Below are 18,683 nucleotides of genomic sequence, written 5' to 3'. Positions count from 1 at the left end.
CCGGAGGAACGAACCGTGCCCCGCACCCTGGCCAACGCCCCGATCATGATTCTCAACGGGCCCAACCTGAACCTGCTCGGCCAGCGCCAGCCGGAGATCTACGGCAAGGACACCCTCGCCGACATCGAGGCGCTGTGCGCCAAGGCGGCGGCCGCGCACGGTGGCACGGTGGACTTCCGGCAGTCCAACCACGAGGGGCAGCTGGTCGACTGGATCCACGAGGCGCGGCTGAACCACTGCGGGATCGTGATCAACCCGGGCGCCTACTCCCACACCTCGGTCGCCATCCTGGACGCGCTCAACACCTGTGACGGCATGCCGGTGTTGGAGGTGCACATCTCCAACATCCACCAGCGCGAGTCCTTCCGGCACCACTCGTACGTCTCGCTGCGTGCGGACGGCGTGATCGCCGGGTGCGGGGTGCAGGGGTACGTGTTCGGCGTGGAGCGCGTCGCCGCTCTCGCGGGGGCGGCACAGGCGGACGCGTAAGTCCCGCCGTCCTGGCCGGCGTCCCTTACGGCCGGCCTGCGCTGCTGTCCCGCTCGGGACACGCCGGGGCCGCCGGTCGAGGGCGGGGATTGAAAGACCGGCGGCCCATGCCGCGCAGGAGCCGTCATCCTGTGCGGGGCTGCTTCCAGTGGACTGCTCCACCCGGCGCGCCGGGAGCGCGCACATGGCTCCGGCGCGTGTGAACGCTTCACACGGGGCGCGTGCGCCGTGCCCGCACGCCCCCACTGCTGGGCTTCACCGCCCGCGACCGGCGCTCAGCACCGGGCCTCACCGCCCGTGACCGACGGGAGTCCCCCCGGCGTTCACCACCCGCGCGCGTGCCACTCCGGCAGATGCGGACGCTCCGCGCCCAGCGACGTGTCGTTGCCGTGGCCCGGGTAGACCCAGGTCTCGTCGGGCAGCGTGCCGAAGATCTTCGTCTCCACGTCGTGGATGAGACTGGCGAACGCCTTCGGATCCTTACGGGTGTTGCCGACCCCGCCCGGGAAGAGGCAGTCCCCGGTGAACACATGGGGATGGCCGTGCGGGTCGTCGTAGACGAGGGCGATCGAGCCCGGCGTGTGCCCGACCAGATGGCGCGCGGTCAGCTCCACGCGCCCCACCCGGATGGTGTCGCCGTCGTCGACGAGGACGTCGGTCGGCACCGGGATGCCGGTGGCGTCCTCCCGGCCGGCGAAGGTGCGGGCGCCGGTGGCCCGGACGACCTCGGCGAGCGCCTGCCAGTGATCGCCGTGCTGGTGCGTGGTGACGACGGAGGCGATGCCGTCGGCGCCGATCATGCCGAGCAGCGTGTCCGCGTCGTTCGCCGCGTCGATCAGCAACTGCTCGTCGGTGGCCCGGCAGCGCAGCAGATAGGCGTTGTTGTCCATCGGGCCGACCGCGATCTTGGTGATCATCAGGTCCTTGAGCTCGTGCACGTCCGCCGGGCCGCCGACCGTCACCTGTCCGCTGTACGTCATGGCCGCCAGCCTATAGCCGGGGAGTGCGCCCGTGTCCCCGGCCACAGGCCATGCGCTCACAACGGGGGAAGCGCCGGGAGCGTGCCGTCGCGCACGGTGAGCCCGGAGCCGTCGCGGCGCCCCGCGAGCCAGCCGAGCAGCTCGGGCGCCGGACCCGTCACGGTGACCTCCGGCTCCGTCGCCTCGCGGCCCGTGCGCCACGCGCGCGTGCCGTCCGTCAGGCGTGTGGGAGGCACATCGGGGTGACCCGTGAAGCGCTGCGCCAGGAAGTCGATCTCCCGCTCGGTGAACTCCGCCGGCAGGTCCTCCAGCTCGTACCCGATGCCGAGGTCCACGTGGTGCAGCTCCACCTCGCCCCAGCGCCGGAACGGCACCCTGGCCGCCGAGTCGGTGACGCCGTTGCGCAGCTCCACCGTGCGCGACCAGTCCGCGGGCGCGGCCCCGGTCTTGTGGAAGCGCGCGTCGCTCTCGCGCACGTCCGTGAGCTGCACGTCCAGCGGGCGCGGGGCGTCGCGCTCGATCTCGGCGTCCCGCGCCTGTCCGGAGACGTACATGGGGCGGCCCTCGAGGACGTTCACCAGAGCGTCGGCGTTGCGGGCGAGGTGGGCGAGGACATGGCCGCGGGTCCAGCCCGGCAGCCGTGACGGCTGGGCCACGGCCGCGTTGTCCAGTGCGGCGGCTGCGGTGAGCAGCCGGTCGGTCGCGTCACGTACAGAGGCCAGGTCATGACCGTGATCAATCATGGTCATGACCCTAGCCCCGCCACACCTTTGGGTGAAGGTGGTGAAGCAGTGCCGTAAATCGAATGCGCGTGCTATATGGTCGGCGGTGGCGTCGGGCATGCTGGAGAGCTGCGGATTGTTATCCATCGCGGAATCCGACCGGCGTTGTCAGTGGCTCCCCCTAGTCTGAAGAAGCACGGGGCCCTGCCCCTGTCACTTCTCTCAAGAAAGGTGCGGACCGGCTGTGGCCGACCGTCTCATCGTCCGTGGCGCGCGTGAGCACAACCTGAAGAATGTGTCGCTCGACCTGCCTCGTGACTCGCTCATCGTCTTCACGGGCCTGTCCGGGTCGGGCAAGTCCTCCCTGGCCTTCGACACGATCTTCGCCGAGGGCCAGCGGCGCTACGTGGAGTCGCTCTCCTCGTACGCCCGCCAGTTCCTCGGCCAGATGGACAAGCCGGACGTCGACTTCATCGAAGGTCTGTCGCCGGCCGTCTCCATCGACCAGAAGTCGACCTCGCGCAACCCGCGCTCGACGGTCGGCACCATCACCGAGGTCTACGACTACCTGCGCCTGCTCTTCGCGCGCATCGGCAAGCCGCACTGCCCCCAGTGCGGCCGCCCGATCTCGCGCCAGTCGCCGCAGGCCATCGTCGACCGGGTCCTGGAGCTGCCGGAGGGGAGCCGCTTCCAGGTGCTCTCGCCGCTGGTGCGCGAGCGCAAGGGGGAGTTCGTCGACCTCTTCTCCGACCTGCAGACCAAGGGTTACTCCCGCGCGCGGGTGGACGGCGAGACGATCCAGCTTTCCAGCCCGCCCACGCTGAAGAAGCAGGAGAAGCACACCATCGAGGTGGTCGTCGACCGCCTCACGGTGAAGGACTCCGCCAAGCGCCGCCTCACCGACTCCGTGGAGACCGCGCTCGGCCTGTCCGGCGGCATGGTCGTGCTCGACTTCGTCGACCTCCCCGAGGACGACCCCGAGCGCGAGCGCATGTACTCGGAGCACCTGTACTGCCCGTACGACGACCTGTCCTTCGAGGAGCTGGAGCCGCGCTCCTTCTCCTTCAACTCGCCCTTCGGCGCCTGCCCCGACTGCACCGGCATCGGCACGCGCATGGAGGTCGACCCGGAGCTGATCGTCCCGGACGAGGACAAGTCCCTCGACGAGGGCGCCATCCACCCCTGGTCGCACGGGCACACCAAGGACTACTTCGGCCGCCTCGTCGGCGCCCTCGCGGACGCGCTGGGCTTCAGGACGGACATCCCCTTCGCGGGCCTGCCCCAGCGGGCGAAGAAGGCCCTGCTGTACGGCCACAAGACGCAGATCGAGGTCCGCTACCGCAACCGGTACGGGCGCGAGCGCGTCTACACGACGCCCTTCGAGGGCGCCGTCCCGTTCGTGAAGCGCCGGCACAGCGAGGCCGAGAGCGACGCCAGCCGCGAGCGCTTCGAGGGCTACATGCGCGAGGTGCCCTGCCCCACCTGTGAGGGCACGCGCCTGAAGCCGATCGTCCTCGCGGTCACGATCATGGAGAAGTCGATCGCCGAGGTCTCCGCGATGTCCATCAGCGACTGCGCGGACTTCCTGGGCGAGCTGAAGCTGAGCGCCCGCGACAAGAAGATCGCCGAGCGCGTGCTCAAGGAGGTCAACGAGCGGCTGCGGTTCCTGGTCGACGTCGGCCTGGACTACCTCTCGCTCAACCGCGCCGCGGGCACCCTCTCCGGCGGCGAGGCGCAGCGCATCCGCCTGGCCACCCAGATCGGCTCCGGCCTCGTCGGCGTGCTCTACGTCCTCGACGAGCCGTCCATCGGCCTGCACCAGCGCGACAACCACCGGCTGATCGAGACGCTGGTCCGGCTGCGCGACATGGGCAACACGCTCATCGTGGTCGAGCACGACGAGGACACCATCAAGGTCGCCGACTGGGTCGTCGACATCGGCCCCGGCGCCGGTGAGCACGGCGGCAAGGTCGTGCACAGCGGCTCCCTGAAGGAGCTGCTCGCCAACAGCGAGTCGCAGACGGGCCAGTACCTGGCCGGCAAGAAGGCCATCCCGCTGCCCGACATCCGGCGCCCGCACGACCCGTCCCGGCTGCTCACGGTGCACGGCGCCCGCGAGAACAACCTCCAGGACATCGACGTCTCCTTCCCGCTGGGCGTGTTCACGGCGGTCACGGGCGTGTCGGGGTCGGGCAAGTCGACGCTGGTCAACGACATCCTCTACACCCACCTGGCGCGCGAGCTGAACGGCGCCCGCAGCGTCCCCGGGCGGCACACGCGCGTGGACGGCGACGACCTCGTCGACAAGGTCGTGCACGTCGACCAGTCGCCGATCGGCCGCACCCCGCGCTCCAACCCGGCGACGTACACCGGTGTCTTCGACCACATCCGCAAGCTGTTCGCGGAGACGACGGAGGCGAAGGTCCGCGGCTACCTGCCCGGCCGCTTCTCCTTCAACGTCAAGGGCGGCCGCTGCGAGAACTGCGCGGGCGACGGCACGATCAAGATCGAGATGAACTTCCTCCCGGACGTCTACGTCCCGTGCGAGGTCTGCCACGGCGCCCGGTACAACCGGGAGACCCTGGAGGTCCACTACAAGGGCAAGTCCATCTCCGAGGTCCTGAACATGCCGATCGAGGAGGCGATGGACTTCTTCGAGGCCGTCCCGGCGATCAACCGCCATCTCAAGACGCTCAACGACGTCGGCCTCGGCTACGTCCGGCTCGGCCAGGCCGCGACCACCCTGTCCGGTGGTGAGGCCCAGCGCGTGAAGCTCGCCAGCGAGCTGCAGAAGCGCTCCACCGGACGCACGGTCTACGTCTTGGACGAGCCGACCACCGGTCTGCACTTCGAGGACATCAGCAAGCTGCTGAAGGTGCTGTCCGGCCTGGTCGACAAGGGCAACACGGTCATCGTCATCGAGCACAACCTCGACGTGATCAAGACCGCCGACTGGGTCGTCGACATGGGACCCGAGGGCGGCGCGGGCGGCGGACTCGTCGTCGCCGAGGGCACGCCGGAGGAGGTCGCCGGGGTCCCGGCGAGCCACACCGGCAAGTTCCTGCGGGAGATCCTCGGCGCCGACCGCATCAGCGACGGAACCTCGGTGAAGGCCCCGCGCAAGGCGGCGGCCAAGAAGACCGTCGCGGCCAAGTCGGCGGCGAAGAAGACGGCGACGGCCAGGACCGCCGGCACCGCCGCCGCCAAGAAGGCGGCCGGGACCACGAAGAAGGCGGCTCCCGCGAAGAAGACGACGCGGGCACGCAAGGCCTGACACCTTCGGCAACGGGCGGCGCCCCGCGGGACAACTCCCCGCGGGGCGCCGCCCGTTGCGGCACCCGGACCCGTGAAGCAGGCGAACCGCCCCTACACCGAACCGACTTCGTCGGCGTACGGCGGCTCCGCGCCCGCCCGCGAGCAGGTGATCGCGGCCGCCCGGGCCGCGAACCGCAGCAGCCGCGTCCAGCCGTCGGCGCCCAGCGCGGCGAGCGCGTCCGCGGACAGCGCGTCCCGGTCGGACAGGCCGTGCAGCAGGGCCGCGTTCACGGTGTCACCCGCGCCGATGGTGTCGACGACGTCGACCTTCTCACCCGGCACGGAGTACTCGGCGCCGTCCCGGGTGAACACGGAGAGCCCGTCGCCGCCGTGCGTCATCACGACCGCCGCGGGCCCCGCCGCCAGCCACTCGCGCGGGGAACCACCCAGCCAGAGGGCGTCCTCCTCGGAGAGCTTGAGCAGCGTCACCGAGGGCAGCCAGCTCCTGAACCGGGCCCGGTAGGCGTCCGCGTCGGGGATCAGGACCGCCCGGATGTTGGGGTCGAGCGCGGTGAGGACGCCCTGGGCCGCGGCCTTGCGCATCAGCGTCTCGTAGGCCGTCGCACCCGGCTCCAGGACCAGCGAGCAGGTCCCGAAGGACACGGCGCGGGTCTCGGCCGGGAGCGCGGCCGGAGCCGAGAACAGCCGGTCGGCGGTGCCCTCGACGTAGAAGGAGTACGAGGCCGAGCCGTTCCCGTCGATCGTGGCCACCGCGAGCGTGGTCGGCTCGGCACCGCGCTGCACGCCCGAGACGTCGACGCCCGCCGTGCGCAGCCCGTCGAGCAGCGCCTCGCCGAAGGCGTCGTGCGACGTGCGGGAGCAGAAGGCGGTGGGGGAGCCGAGGCGGCCGAGGGCGACGGCCGTGTTGTACGGGCCGCCGCCGAGCGCCGGCGTCAGACCCGCGAGGGCACCCGTGCCCTGCGGTACCAGGTCGATGAGGGCCTCACCGGCGACGACGATCACGGAGCGGTTCCTTTCTCGGACTGCGGGAGCGGTTCGGGGCACCCGCACGAGGTGCGATGGACGAAGGTGCAGGGCAGCCGCAGGGTGCGGGCGGGGCGGCCGGGCGAGGCGAGGCGCTCCAGGAGGACCCGCACCGCCTCGGCGCCGATCTCCCTGCTGGGCTGGGCGACGGCGGTGAGCCGGGGCGAGAACAGGTCCGCCCAGGCGAAGTCGTCGAAGCAGCACAGGGCCAGGTCGCCGGGTACGGACAGGCCGCGGTCCCGCAGGGCACGAAGGGCGCCGATGGTCATCGCGTTGTTGGCGGTGACCAGCGCGGTGGGCGGGGCGGGGAGGGAGAGGAGCTCCGCGGTGGCGCGTTCGGCCCCGGCGGACTCGGAGTCGCCGTGCGCCACCAGGCGCTCCTCGTACGGGAGTCCGGAGCCGGCCAGGCCCAGGCGATAACCGGCGATGCGTTCCCGGGTGGTGCTGAGCCCGGGCAGTCCGGCGACCAGCCCGATCCGGCGGTGGCCCAGCTCGGCGAGGTGCGTGACGAGGCGGGCGGTCGGTTCGGCGCTCTCGGCGCAGACCTGGTCGTGGCGCGGTGCGTCGGCGGGTGCGCCGTCCGCCGGTGCTTCGCCGTCCGCGGTGTCGACGAGCCGGTCGAGGAAGACGGCGGGGACCTGGTGCCGGCCGAGATAGGCGACGAGCTGGCGGGGGTCCGCGGACGGCGCGACGATCATGCCGTCGACCCGGCGCTCGTGCAGCAGCTGCACCACCTTGCGCTCGTGCACCGGGTCGTCGTGCGGATCGGCGATGAGCAGGCCGTACCCCTGTTCCAGGGCGGCCGCCTCGACGCCCTGGAGGATCTCCGTGAAGTACGGGTTGCTGATCGCCGAGACCGCGAGCCCGATGGACCGGGTGCGCGAGGTCACCAGGGAGCGGGCAAGGGTGTTCGGGGTGTAGCCGAGGAGGTCGATCGCGTCGAGGACCGCCTGGCGGGTGTGGGGGAGGACGGGCCGGGTGTCGTTGAGGACGTGCGAGACGGTCGCCACGGAGACCCCGGCGCTCCGTGCGACGTCGGCCATCGTGGCCATCGCGATCCCCTTCCCGAGGCGTGCCCCTCACCGAGCACGCGGCCGGCCTTCCGGCGGACCGTATCCCATTCCGCGCCTGGCGTAAACGCTTGCGCAAACGTTTACGTCCAGCGCGAGGAACTGCTCCGACTACCTCGCCCAGGTCGTGCCGAGGAGGGCCCCGGACCGTCAGGACCGGAGTCTCACTCCCAGTCCCACCCGATCCCCACGATCCCCGTCCGCACCCGGGGCTCGACGAGGTGGACCGAGTGGTGGGGGTCGCTCAGGCGCAGTTCCTGGCGGCCGCTGCGCGGGGCCGCCGGGGAGTGCTGGGCGAAACGGTGGCACCGGGACGGCAGGGCTCTCGCGTCGAAGCGCACCTGGAGCGCGTACTGCCCGCCGGCCGGCCCGAAGCCGCGGACGTACTCGCGGGACACCCCGGCGGTGCCGTCCTCGATGCCGTAGCGGAAGAGGAAGGTGTCGCCGGCCCGCAGCCGGGTGTCGAAGAGGAGCTCGGCCACGAGCACGCCGGTGTCCTGGTGCACGCGCACGCGTCCCGTGCGGCAGTTCTCCAGCGCGTGCACGCCCATGCGCTCCGGCGCGCATCCCGGGTCGCCGTGGTGGACGGCCAGGAAGCGGTCGACGCCGTCCTTGTGGGCGCGGACGATGTGGTGCGACTCGCGCGCCGCCAGCTCACGTCCGGGCCCGATCCGCACCAGCTCGTGGTGGCCCAGGGTGTGCAGCCCGCCGTCGGGCGGCGAGCCCAGCTCGGCCAGCATCCGCTGCAGGACGCCCGACGCCTCCACCAGGGAGCGGTAGGAGCGGCCCGCGGGCCGGCGCCCGGACGTGCCCTCGTCGGGTTCGGCGAGGAGCCGTATCAGCGACTCCTCCGGCAGCTGGAGTATCTCCTCCAGCGCGCGCACGGCCCGCAGGGACTCGGGGCGCTGCGGGCGCCGGGCACCCTGCTGCCAGTAACTCAGGCTGGTGACACCGACCTTGACCCCGTGGCGCGACAGATGGTGCTGCACCCGCTGCAGCGGCAGTCCGCGGGCGGCGATCGCGGCACGCAGCGCCACGTGGAAGGGGCCGCCCCGCAGGGCCGAGTCCAGTTCCGCGGTGGCGACGGCGGCGACGTCCGCGTGCTGTGTGGCGTGCGGCATGCAGGGGCCTTTCTGTGAATGCTCACTACGGCTGGTCGGGCCGGGTTTCGCGCTCGTCCTCGGGGCCACCCCGTCGGCGCCGGGGCGTCTTCACATCCGTACGCCGTCCTTCACGGCCCCGAGTTCCCACGCATTGAAGCGTGTTGACCTAGTCCCGACAACACCTGAAACCCAACAGCGACGTGCTCCTGGCCGAGACGCGATCGGCGGCCCGGCGCGGGCGCGCCGGGCGGGCCCGGCCGCCGTCGCGCCGGGCGTCGTCCACAGGCCCGCCGAGTGTCGGCCCCCGCCAGTAGGGTGTGAGACATGGCAGATCCCTCCAGCTACCGCCCCCGGCCGGGTGAGATCCCGGACACCCCAGGGGTGTACAGATTCCGTGACGAGCACCGCAGGGTGATCTACGTCGGAAAGGCAAAAAGCCTGCGCCAGCGCCTGGCGAACTACTTCCAGGACCTGACGAACCTCCACCCCCGCACGCGCACCATGGTCACCACGGCCGCGTCCGTGGAGTGGACCGTGGTGTCCACGGAGGTCGAGGCCCTCCAGCTGGAGTACTCCTGGATCAAGGAGTTCGACCCCCGGTTCAACGTCAAGTACCGCGACGACAAGAGCTATCCGTACCTCGCGGTGACGATGAACGAGGAATTCCCGCGCGTACAGGTGATGCGCGGCCACAAGCGCAAGGGCGTGCGCTACTTCGGGCCGTACGGCCACGCCTGGGCCATCCGCGACACCGTGGACCTCCTGCTGCGCGTCTTCCCGGTGCGCACCTGCTCGGCCGGCGTCTTCAAGAACGCCACCCGCACCGGCCGCCCCTGCCTGCTCGGCTACATCGGCAAGTGCTCCGCGCCCTGCGTCGCCCGCGTGACGGAGGAGGAGCACCGCGAACTGGCCGAGGAGTTCTGCGACTTCATGGCCGGCCGCACGGGCACGTACATCCGCCGCCTGGAGAAGCAGATGGCCGAGGCGGCCGAGGAGATGGAGTACGAGCGGGCGGCCCGGCTGCGCGACGACGTCGAGGCCCTGAAGAAGGCCATGGAGAAGAGCGCGGTCGTGCTCGCCGACGCGACCGACGCCGACCTGATCGCGGTCGCGGAGGACGAGCTGGAGGCGGCCGTCCAGATCTTCCACGTCCGCGGCGGCCGCGTGCGCGGCCAGCGCGGCTGGGTCACCGACAAGGTCGAGGACGTCACCACCGGAGCCCTCGTCGAGCACGCCCTGCAGCAGCTCTACGGCGAGGAGAAGGGGGACTCCGTCCCCAAGGAGGTCCTCGTCCCCGCCCTGCCCGAGCCGGCCGAACCCGTCCAGGAGTGGCTCGCCGAGCGCCGCGGTGCCAACGTCTCGCTGCGCATCCCGCAGCGCGGCGACAAGAAGGCCCTGATGGAGACGGTGGAGCGCAACGCCCAGCAGGCGCTCGTGCTGCACAAGACCAAGCGCGCCTCGGACCTGACCACGCGCTCGCGCGCCCTGGAGGAGATCGCCGAGGCCCTCGATCTGGACAGCGCCCCCCTGAGGATCGAGTGCTACGACATCTCGCACCTCCAGGGCGACGACGTCGTGGCCTCCATGGTCGTCTTCGAGGACGGCCTGCAGCGCAAGAGCGAGTACCGCCGCTTCCAGATCAAGGGCTTCGAGGGCCAGGACGACGTCCGCTCCATGCACGAGGTGATCAACCGCCGCTTCCGGCGCTACCTCGCGGAGAAGGAGAAGACGGGGGAGTGGGCGGACGGCGAGGACGCGCTCACCGACGAGGACGGCCGCCCCAGGAAGTTCGCCTACCCGCCGCAGCTCGTCGTGGTCGACGGCGGCCGGCCGCAGGTCGCGGCGGCGAAGAAGGCCCTGGACGAGCTCGGCATCGACGACGTCGCCGTGTGCGGCCTCGCCAAGCGCCTGGAGGAGGTGTGGCTGCCGGACGACGAGGACCCGGTGGTCCTGCCCCGCACCAGCGAGGGCCTCTACCTGCTCCAGCGTGTGCGGGACGAGGCGCACCGCTTCGCGATCACCTACCAGCGCACCAAGCGGGCCAAGCGCTTCCGGTCGAGCCCCCTGGACGACGTGCCCGGCCTCGGGGACACCCGTAAGCAGGCACTTCTCAAGCATTTCGGCTCGCTCAAGAAACTGCGATCCGCCACCATCGACCAGATCTGCGAGGTGCCCGGCATAGGCCGCAAGACGGCCGAGACGATCGCCGTGGCCCTGGCCCAGGCGGCACCGGCCGCACCCGCCGTGAACACGGCGACTGGAGAGATCATGGAGGAGGAACCCGGCACCATGGGTTCCGGTGGGGAGCCCGTGACGACGGGCGCCCCGGACGAACGACGGGGGCAGGAGACATGAATGTGAACAAGCACCACGAGCAACAGGACCAGGGCGGAGACGAAGCACAGGTGAGTACGGGCGCGACGACTGAGCCGGCCGGGATGCCGGACTCGGCCATCCCCGAACTGGTGATCATCTCCGGCATGTCCGGAGCGGGCAGGTCGACGGCCGCCAAGTGTCTGGAGGACCTCGGCTGGTTCGTCGTGGACAACCTGCCGCCCGCCCTGATCCCCACCATGGTCGAGCTGGGCGCCCGCTCGCAGGGGAACGTGGCGCGGATCGCGGTGGTGGTCGACGTCCGCGGCCGCCGCTTCTTCGACAACCTCCGCGAGTCCCTCGCCGACCTGGACCAGCGGGGCGTGACCCGGCGGATCGTCTTCCTGGAGTCCTCCGACGACGCGCTGGTGCGCCGCTTCGAGTCGGTGCGCCGCCCGCACCCGCTGCAGGGCGACGGCCGCATCGTCGACGGCATCGCCGCCGAGCGCGAGCTGCTGCGCGAGCTGCGCGGCGACGCCGACCTGGTGATCGACACCTCCAGCCTGAACGTGCACGAGCTGCGCGCCAAGATGGACGCCCAGTTCGCCGGAGAGGAGGAGCCCGAGCTGCGGGCGACCGTCATGTCCTTCGGCTTCAAGTACGGCCTGCCGGTCGACGCCGACCTGGTCGCGGACATGCGCTTCCTGCCCAACCCGCACTGGGTCCCGGAGCTGCGCCCCTTCACCGGGCTCAACGAGGAGGTGTCGGCCTACGTCTTCAACCAGCCCGGCGCCAAGGAGTTCCTCGACCGCTACGCCGAGCTGCTCCGGCTGATCGCGGCGGGTTACCGCCGCGAGGGCAAGCGGTACGTGACCGTCGCCATCGGCTGTACGGGCGGCAAGCACCGCTCGGTGGCCATGTCGGAGAAGCTCGCCGCGCGCCTCGCGGCCGAGGGTGTGGAGACGGTGGTCGTACACCGGGACATGGGACGCGAATGACGGAACGTTCTCTGCGGCCGAGCCGGCTCAGCCGGCTGCGCCGCACGGTGCCCGAGTCGCGCACCGGCCGGCCGGTCGAGGCCCGGGGTGCCCGGCCGCGCCGCCGGGGCACCCAGCCCAAGGTCGTCGCCCTCGGCGGCGGCATGGGCCTGTCCGCCTCGCTCGCCGCCCTGCGCCGGATCACCGGCGACCTCACCGCCGTCGTCACCGTGGCCGACGACGGCGGCTCCAGCGGGCGCCTGCGCGACGAGCTGGGCGTGCTGCCGCCCGGCGACCTGCGCAAGGCCCTGGCGGCGCTGTGCGGCGACGACGACTGGGGCCAGACCTGGGCCCGGGTCATCCAGCACCGCTTCCAGTCCAAGGGCGACCTGCACGAGCACGCGGTCGGCAACCTCCTGATCGTCGCCCTCTGGGAGCAGCTCGGCGATCACGTCCAGGCACTCGACCTGGTCGGCAAGCTGCTGGGCGCGCACGGGCGCGTGCTGCCCATGTCCGCCGTGCCCCTGGAGCTCCAGGCCCTGGTCAAGGGGCACGATCCGGACCGGCCCGAGGACGTCGACCTGGTGCGCGGCCAGGCGACCGTGGCGCTGACGCCCGGCGAGGTGCAGTCCGTGCACCTCGTGCCGCACGACCCGCCCGCGGTCCCGGAGGCCGTCGAGGCGGTCCTGGACGCCGACTGGGTGGTCCTCGGCCCGGGGTCCTGGTTCTCCTCCGTCATCCCCCATCTGCTCGTGCCGGATCTCCTGGACGCGCTGATCGAGACGAAGGCGCGCCGGGTGCTCCCGCTGAACCTCGCCCCGCAGCCCGGAGAAACCGAAGGCTTCTCACCGCAGCGTCATTTGGAGGTTTTGGGACGACACGCCCCTAAACTCGCCCTGGACGTGGTGCTGGCCGACGAGGCCGCCGTTCCCGACCGCGAGGTGCTCACCGAGGCCGCCAAGCGGCTCGGGGCCGCGGTCGAGCTGGCGCCGGTGGCCCGGAGGGACGGAACTCCGCGGCACGATCCGGAGCTGCTGGCTGCCGCGTACGACCGTATTTTTCGGATGCATGGAAGGATCGGCCCATGGCGATGACGGCAGCGGTGAAGGACGAGATCTCCCGGCTCCCCGTCACCCGGACCTGCTGCAGAAAGGCGGAGGTCTCCGCCATTCTGCGGTTCGCCGGCGGCCTCCACCTGGTCAGCGGGCGCATCGTGATCGAGGCGGAGCTGGACACCGCGATGGCGGCGCGGCGCCTGAAGCGGGACATCCTGGAGATCTTCGGCCACAGTTCGGAGCTGATCGTGATGGCGCCGGGCGGACTGCGGCGCGGTTCGCGCTACGTGGTCCGGGTCGTCGCCGGCGGCGACCAGCTCGCCCGGCAGACCGGCCTGGTGGACGGCCGGGGCCGCCCGATCCGCGGTCTGCCCCCGCAGGTGGTCTCGGGGGCCACCTGCGACGCGGAGGCCGCCTGGCGCGGTGCCTTCCTGGCCCACGGCTCGCTCACCGAGCCGGGCCGCTCCTCCTCCCTGGAGGTGACCTGCCCGGGCCCCGAGGCCGCTCTCGCGCTGGTCGGCGCCGCCCGCCGGCTGTCGATCGCGGCGAAGGCGCGCGAGGTGCGCGGCGTGGACCGCGTGGTCGTCCGTGACGGCGACGCGATCGGCGCCCTGCTCACCCGCCTCGGCGCGCACGAGTCGGTGCTGGCCTGGGAGGAGCGCCGGATGCGCCGCGAGGTGCGGGCGACGGCGAACCGTCTCGCCAACTTCGACGACGCCAACCTCCGCCGCTCGGCGCGGGCGGCCGTCGCCGCGGGCGCCCGGGTCCAGCGTGCCCTGGAGATCCTCGGCGAGGAGGTCCCCGAGCATCTCGCGGCCGCCGGCCGGCTGCGCATGGACCACAAGCAGGCCTCGCTGGAGGAGCTGGGCGCGCTGGCCGACCCGCCGCTGACGAAGGACGCGGTCGCCGGCCGTATCCGCCGGCTGCTGGCGATGGCCGACAAGCGCGCCTCCGACCTGGGCATTCCGGGCACGGAGTCCAGCATCACCGAGGAGATGGCCGACAACCTCGTCGGCTGATCCGGCCGACGGTCGATCAACACGCAGGTGGCGGCGCCCAAGCTGGGGGGGGGAAACGAGGTTTTCTTTTCCTTGAGTGGTTTTTGTTTGGTCCTTGAGCTTTCCGGAAAGAAGCAAAAAACAACGAGGAAGAGAAAAAAAACCTTTGTAGGTGGACCGGAAAAAGGGCAAACAAACAGGGGGTCCCCACCATCGGGTTGGGCGGCGCCACCTGCGTTTTCCTGTCCTTGAGGCGCTCTTGACTCGATCATGAACTGTCATGAGCCTGGCAACAGTTCGCTGCTGTGGTGATCAACTGCTAGGGGGGTTCATGAGACACAGAGCGAGATCGATCCTCGCTGTCGGCGCGCTCCTGATCGGCGGAGCGAGCCTCGCACCCATCGCCCAGGCGCAGAACGGGAGTTCGCCGGGTTCCGATCCCGGCGAGGTCCAGGTCTACCGCGCCGACGTCACCGCGAAGCAGGTACCCCTGCTCCTCGCGGCAGGACAGGACAGCCACGAACTGGGGGAGCAGGTACCCGAGAAGGGCACCGCCCCGGTCGAGGTCTACCTCACCCGTCAGCAGGCCCGGAAGCTGGAGAAGCAGGGCGTCGACCTCACCGAGCACACGCTGTCGGCCAAGGCCGAGGCGCGGGTCGAGGGGGCGGCCCAGGGGGTGTTCCGGCCGTACAGCGGAAGCGGTGGCCTGAAGGAGGAGATCGTCCGGACCGGGCAGCAGAACCCCGGCCTCACGAAGGTCGTCTCCATCGGCAAGACCGTGAGCGGTCAGGACATCCTCGCGCTCAAGCTGACCAAGGACGCGAAGAAGGCCAAGGACGGCTCCAGGCCCTCCGTCCTCTACATGTCCAACCAGCACGCGCGCGAGTGGATCACGCCGGAGATGACCCGGCGGCTGATGCACTACTACCTCGATCACTACAAGACGGACAAGCGCGTCAGGAAGATCGTCGACTCCACCGAGCTGTGGTTCGTGATCTCCGCCAACCCCGACGGCTACGACTACACGTTCAAGAGCTCCGACACCCGCCTGTGGCGCAAGAACCTGCGGGACGTCAACGGCGACGGCGTCATCTCCACCGGCGACGGCGTCGACCTCAACCGCAACTTCGCCTACAAGTGGGGCTACGACGACGAGGGTTCCTCCCCCAACCCCACCAGCGAGACCTACCGCGGCGCGAGCCCCGGCTCCGAACCCGAGACCAAGGCGATCGACGCCTTCGAGAAGCGCATCGGCTTCTCCTACGGCATCAACTACCACTCCGCCGCCGAGCTGCTGCTCTACGGCGTCGGCTGGCAGGTGGCCACGCCCACGCCCGACGACGTGCTCTACAAGGCGCTGGCCGGCAGCCCGGACAACTCCGCGATCCCCGGCTACCGCCCACAGGTCTCCTCGGAGCTGTACACCACGAACGGCGAGGCGGACGGCCACGCGGCGAACGCCAACCGCATGTCGATGTTCACCCCTGAGATGTCGACCTGTCAGACCGCCTCGAACGCCGACCCGAACGACCAGTGGAACGCGGCCGACTGCCGCTCCGTCTTCAACTTCCCGGACGACGAGCACCTGATCCAGCAGGAGTTCGAGAAGAACATCCCGTTCGCGTTGTCGGTCGCCGAGACCGCCCCGCACCCCGACCGGCCGTCCTCGTCGCTGGGCCTGACCGCGGCGGACTTCACCGCGGCCGAGTTCACCACGTCGTACGCGCGCGGCGCCGACCAGGAGGTCTCCGTCGTCGTACGCAGGGCGATCCGCGGCAAGGAGCTCAAGTACCGCGTGAACGGCGGCCGTACGCACGACACGCCACTGAGGGCGTGGCGGGGCGGCGAGACCTACGGCGGTGACGACAACCTGCACTTCGACGAGTACCGGGCCAAGGTCAGGGGCGCCGACCCCGGCGACAAGGTCGAGGTGTGGTTCACCGGCGGGGCCAAGGGCGGCAGGAAGGCCGCGAGCAAGCACTTCACCTACACCGTCGCGCAGCGGCCCCAGGCCGACATGCTCGTCGTCGCCGAGGAGGGCGTGGCCGCCACGCAGGCGCAGACGTACGTCGACGCGCTGAGGGCGAACGGCCGCAAGGCGATCGTCTGGGACGTCGCGACCCAGGGCGCGCCCGACGCGCTCGGTGTGCTGAAGCACTTCAGGACCGTCGTCCACTACACGGGCGCGGGCGTCCCGGGCAACGCCACCCAACTCCAGCTGCGTGCCTACCTCAACGAGGGCGGCAAGCTGATCGAGGCGGGCGAACAGGCCGGCGGCAACGTCGACCTCGGCGACGGCACCCTGTCGAACGACTTCAGCCAGTACTACCTGGGCGCCTATTCGCGTACGTCCACGCCCGGAGCCACCGGCTTCACCGGCTCCGGCAAGCTCGCCGGCGCCGGCGGCACGCTCGGCGCGGCGCCTGGCAACCCGCTCGACAAGGCGGGCACCTACGGCGTCACCTCCGAGGAACTGCCCGCCGCCACCTACCCGCAGTTCGCGAGCGCGGGCGCGGGCCAGTTCGCCGGGACCGTCAACCCGTACGGGCCGTACGCGGGCTCCTACATGGCGGCGGCCGTGCACACCGACGACTCCTACAAGCGCCTCACCCGCACCGTCGACCTCACCGGTGTCACGGCGGCCGAGCAGCCCACACTGCGCAGCCGGCTGCTGTGGGACACGGAGCCCGGCTACGACCACGTGATCGTCGAGGCCCACTCCACCGGCGGCGACGACTGGACGACGCTCCCGGAGAAGGGCGGCGCGAGCAGCCAGAAGGTCCCGTCGGAGTGCGAGGCCGGCTTCCTGGTGAACGAGCACCCCTGGCTCAAGCACTACCTCACCTTCGCGCCGGGCGGCTGCACCCCGACCGGCACCAGCGGCGCCTGGAACAGCCTCACCGGCGCCTCCAGCGGCTGGCAGCAGGTCGCCTACGACCTGAGCGCCTACGCCGGCCGGTCCGTCGAGGTGTCGATCACCTACGTCACCGACCCGGGCAGCGGCGGGCACGGCGTGCTGGCCGACGACGCCTCGCTCGTCCTGAACGGCACGGCGACGCAGACCGAGGGCTTCGAGACCTCGCTCGGCGCCTGGAGCGCCTCCGGACCGCCTCCGGGCAGCCCGGCCGTGCTCAAGGACTGGGCGCGCACCGGCACGCTGTTCCAGACGTACGGCGCGGTCACCACCGACCGGACCGTGCTGCTGGGCTTCGGCCTCGAGCACCTCACCGCGGCGGCCGACCGCAACACCCTCGTGAAGAAGGCGCTCGCGGCCCTCGGAGGGTGAACTCCCCGGTCAACGCTGACCAGCTCACCGTAGTCAAAAGGGGTGACCGGCTTTGACGGTGGGGCGGTCCGTACCCCTACTGGCGGGTACGGACCGCCTGCCCGTGTATGCGGCATCTCGATGTCACCGCGAAGGCCCCAGGGAGGTAGGGTCGGGGGTGGTCGGGGACATCCCAAACAGAGCTCGCCGGCACCGCATGGCCGGCGTACCAACGAGGAGATCGGTTCGTGACGATCCGCGTAGGCATCAACGGCTTCGGTCGTATCGGTCGCAACTACTTCCGCGCACTGCTGGAGCAGGGTGCAGACATCGAGATCGTGGCTGTCAACGACCTGGGTGACACCGCGACCACCGCGCATCTGCTGAAGTACGACACCATCCTGGGCCGCCTCAAGGCCGAGGTGGCGCACACCGCCGACACGATCACCGTCGACGGGCACACCATCAAGGTCCTGTCCGAGCGCAACCCCGCCGACATCCCGTGGGGCGAGCTGGGCGTCGACATCGTCATCGAGTCGACCGGCATCTTCACGAAGAAGGCCGACGCCGAGAAGCACATCGCCGGCGGCGCCAAGAAGGTCCTCATCTCGGCTCCGGCCAAGGACGAGGACATCACCATCGTGATGGGCGTCAACCAGGACAAGTACGACCCGGCGAACCACCACGTCATCTCCAACGCCTCCTGCACCACCAACTGCGTGGCGCCGATGGCGAAGGTGCTCGACGAGAACTTCGGCATCGTCAAGGGCCTGATGACGACGGTGCACGCGTACACGAACGACCAGCGCATCCTGGACTTCCCGCACAAGGATCTGCGCCGCGCCCGTGCCGCCGCCGAGAACATCATCCCGACCACGACCGGTGCCGCGAAGGCCACCGCCCTGGTCCTCCCGCAGCTCAAGGGCAAGCTGGACGGCATCGCGATGCGCGTCCCCGTCCCGACCGGCTCGGCCACCGACCTCGTCGTGGAGCTGTCGCGCGAGGTCACCAAGGACGAGGTCAACGCCGCCTTCAAGAAGGCCTCCGAGGGCGAGCTGCAGGGCTACCTGTCCTACACCGAGGACCAGATCGTCTCCTCGGACATCGTCAGCGACCCGGCGTCCTGCACCTTCGACTCCTCCCTGACCATGGTCCAGGAGGGCACGACGGTGAAGATCCTCGGCTGGTACGACAACGAGTGGGGCTACTCCAACCGCCTCGTCGACCTCACGGTCTTCGTCGGCAACCAGCTCTGATCCGATCCACGGAGCAGGCGACTCGGTGTGAACGCAGGGCTCGGGGGGGGGAGGGGGGGGACGGCCCGGGCCCTCCCCCCCCCCCCCCTCCTCCTCTCCCCCCCCCCCCCCTCCCCCCCCCCAAAAAGGGTCAACCCCCGGTGGTTTTCTCTCCCT

At 70.9% G+C, this 18,683-nt stretch carries 13 protein-coding genes; 8 read left to right on the top strand and 5 right to left on the bottom strand.

The window, feature by feature from the left end:
• Positions 1 to 15: 15 nt before the first annotated feature.
• The gene (gene aroQ, locus ACFU97_RS19530) at positions 16 to 489 is read left to right on the top strand and encodes a type II 3-dehydroquinate dehydratase (protein WP_384257904.1); all 474 of its coding nucleotides are present in this window, start codon (positions 16 to 18) and stop codon (positions 487 to 489) included.
• A 323-nt stretch (positions 490 to 812) separates the two neighbouring features.
• Here aroQ and ACFU97_RS19525 read toward each other — a convergent pair whose 3' ends face one another.
• Together ACFU97_RS19525 and ACFU97_RS19520 are read right to left on the bottom strand one after the other, a co-directional pair.
• Positions 813 to 1,469 carry an MBL fold metallo-hydrolase gene (locus tag ACFU97_RS19525; protein WP_384257901.1) on the bottom strand — a complete coding sequence of 219 codons (657 nt, stop codon included), beginning with the start codon at positions 1,467 to 1,469 and terminating at the stop codon, positions 813 to 815.
• A 56-nt stretch (positions 1,470 to 1,525) separates the two neighbouring features.
• The gene (locus tag ACFU97_RS19520; protein ID WP_384257899.1) at positions 1,526 to 2,212 is read right to left on the bottom strand and encodes a maleylpyruvate isomerase family mycothiol-dependent enzyme; all 687 of its coding nucleotides are present in this window, start codon (positions 2,210 to 2,212) and stop codon (positions 1,526 to 1,528) included.
• Between the two features lie 223 nt (positions 2,213 to 2,435).
• On the opposite strand from ACFU97_RS19520, the gene uvrA reads away from it, so the two are divergent.
• A complete protein-coding gene (gene uvrA, locus ACFU97_RS19515) occupies positions 2,436 to 5,465 on the top strand; it encodes an excinuclease ABC subunit UvrA (protein ID WP_384257897.1) in 3,030 nt (1,009 codons plus the stop codon).
• A 92-nt stretch (positions 5,466 to 5,557) separates the two neighbouring features.
• Here the strand turns inward: uvrA and ACFU97_RS19510 are convergent, their stop codons facing one another.
• The 3 genes from ACFU97_RS19510 to ACFU97_RS19500 all read right to left on the bottom strand — a co-directional run bounded on the left by ACFU97_RS19510 (position 5,558) and on the right by ACFU97_RS19500 (position 8,681).
• Positions 5,558 to 6,469 (bottom strand): carbohydrate kinase, encoded by a 912-nt coding sequence (locus ACFU97_RS19510; protein WP_384257895.1) that lies wholly within the window; start codon positions 6,467 to 6,469, stop codon positions 5,558 to 5,560.
• Positions 6,466 to 7,542, bottom strand: a complete 1,077-nt coding sequence (locus ACFU97_RS19505) for a LacI family DNA-binding transcriptional regulator (RefSeq protein ID WP_384257892.1) — start codon at positions 7,540 to 7,542, stop codon at positions 6,466 to 6,468. Before ACFU97_RS19505 ends, ACFU97_RS19510 begins: the two co-directional genes overlap by 4 nt.
• Positions 7,543 to 7,724: 182 nt before the next feature.
• Complete coding sequence (locus tag ACFU97_RS19500; protein ID WP_384257890.1) at positions 7,725 to 8,681, bottom strand: hypothetical protein; 957 nt, start codon at positions 8,679 to 8,681, stop codon at positions 7,725 to 7,727.
• A gap of 306 nt (positions 8,682 to 8,987) precedes the next feature.
• On the opposite strand from ACFU97_RS19500, the gene uvrC reads away from it, so the two are divergent.
• The 6 genes from uvrC to gap all read left to right on the top strand — a co-directional run bounded on the left by uvrC (position 8,988) and on the right by gap (position 18,527).
• Positions 8,988 to 11,018, top strand: a complete 2,031-nt coding sequence (gene uvrC, locus ACFU97_RS19495; protein WP_384257887.1) for an excinuclease ABC subunit UvrC — start codon at positions 8,988 to 8,990, stop codon at positions 11,016 to 11,018.
• Positions 11,015 to 11,974 carry an RNase adapter RapZ gene (rapZ, locus tag ACFU97_RS19490; RefSeq protein ID WP_384257885.1) on the top strand — a complete coding sequence of 320 codons (960 nt, stop codon included), beginning with the start codon at positions 11,015 to 11,017 and terminating at the stop codon, positions 11,972 to 11,974. The genes uvrC and rapZ overlap by 4 nt, the downstream gene beginning before the upstream one ends.
• The gene (yvcK, locus tag ACFU97_RS19485; RefSeq protein WP_384257882.1) at positions 11,971 to 13,047 is read left to right on the top strand and encodes a uridine diphosphate-N-acetylglucosamine-binding protein YvcK; all 1,077 of its coding nucleotides are present in this window, start codon (positions 11,971 to 11,973) and stop codon (positions 13,045 to 13,047) included. The genes rapZ and yvcK overlap by 4 nt, the downstream gene beginning before the upstream one ends.
• Positions 13,038 to 14,027, top strand: coding sequence for a DNA-binding protein WhiA (gene whiA / locus ACFU97_RS19480; protein WP_093836177.1), 990 nt, complete (start codon positions 13,038 to 13,040; stop codon positions 14,025 to 14,027). Before yvcK ends, whiA begins: the two co-directional genes overlap by 10 nt.
• Positions 14,028 to 14,337: 310 nt before the next feature.
• The gene (locus ACFU97_RS19475; protein ID WP_384257879.1) at positions 14,338 to 17,292 is read left to right on the top strand and encodes a M14 family zinc carboxypeptidase; all 2,955 of its coding nucleotides are present in this window, start codon (positions 14,338 to 14,340) and stop codon (positions 17,290 to 17,292) included.
• 227 nt (positions 17,293 to 17,519) lie between these two features.
• Positions 17,520 to 18,527 (top strand): type I glyceraldehyde-3-phosphate dehydrogenase, encoded by a 1,008-nt coding sequence (gene gap / locus ACFU97_RS19470; RefSeq protein ID WP_384257877.1) that lies wholly within the window; start codon positions 17,520 to 17,522, stop codon positions 18,525 to 18,527.
• Positions 18,528 to 18,683 lie beyond the last annotated feature (156 nt).

It is taken from the genome of Streptomyces sp. NPDC057616 (genome assembly GCF_042800575.1).
In the GTDB taxonomy this organism is placed as follows: domain Bacteria; phylum Actinomycetota; class Actinomycetes; order Streptomycetales; family Streptomycetaceae; genus Streptomyces.
Note: the sequence above shows the minus strand (reverse complement) of the source record. Positions and strands in the feature narration are given on the sequence as shown.

What these genes read in the sequence shown, in the direction of transcription:
- yvcK (WP_384257882.1), top strand. Translation starts at nt 11,971, where the DNA reads ATGACGGAACGTTCTCTGCGGCCGAGCCGGCTCAGCCGGCTGCGCCGC.
- ACFU97_RS19520 (WP_384257899.1), bottom strand. Translation starts at nt 2,212, where the DNA reads ATGATTGATCACGGTCATGACCTGGCCTCTGTACGTGACGCGACCGAC.
- ACFU97_RS19475 (WP_384257879.1), top strand. Translation starts at nt 14,338, where the DNA reads ATGAGACACAGAGCGAGATCGATCCTCGCTGTCGGCGCGCTCCTGATC.
- rapZ (WP_384257885.1), top strand. Translation starts at nt 11,015, where the DNA reads ATGAATGTGAACAAGCACCACGAGCAACAGGACCAGGGCGGAGACGAA.
- ACFU97_RS19500 (WP_384257890.1), bottom strand. Translation starts at nt 8,681, where the DNA reads ATGCCGCACGCCACACAGCACGCGGACGTCGCCGCCGTCGCCACCGCG.
- uvrC (WP_384257887.1), top strand. Translation starts at nt 8,988, where the DNA reads ATGGCAGATCCCTCCAGCTACCGCCCCCGGCCGGGTGAGATCCCGGAC.
- whiA (WP_093836177.1), top strand. Translation starts at nt 13,038, where the DNA reads ATGGCGATGACGGCAGCGGTGAAGGACGAGATCTCCCGGCTCCCCGTC.
- ACFU97_RS19525 (WP_384257901.1), bottom strand. Translation starts at nt 1,469, where the DNA reads ATGACGTACAGCGGACAGGTGACGGTCGGCGGCCCGGCGGACGTGCAC.
- ACFU97_RS19505 (WP_384257892.1), bottom strand. Translation starts at nt 7,542, where the DNA reads ATGGCCACGATGGCCGACGTCGCACGGAGCGCCGGGGTCTCCGTGGCG.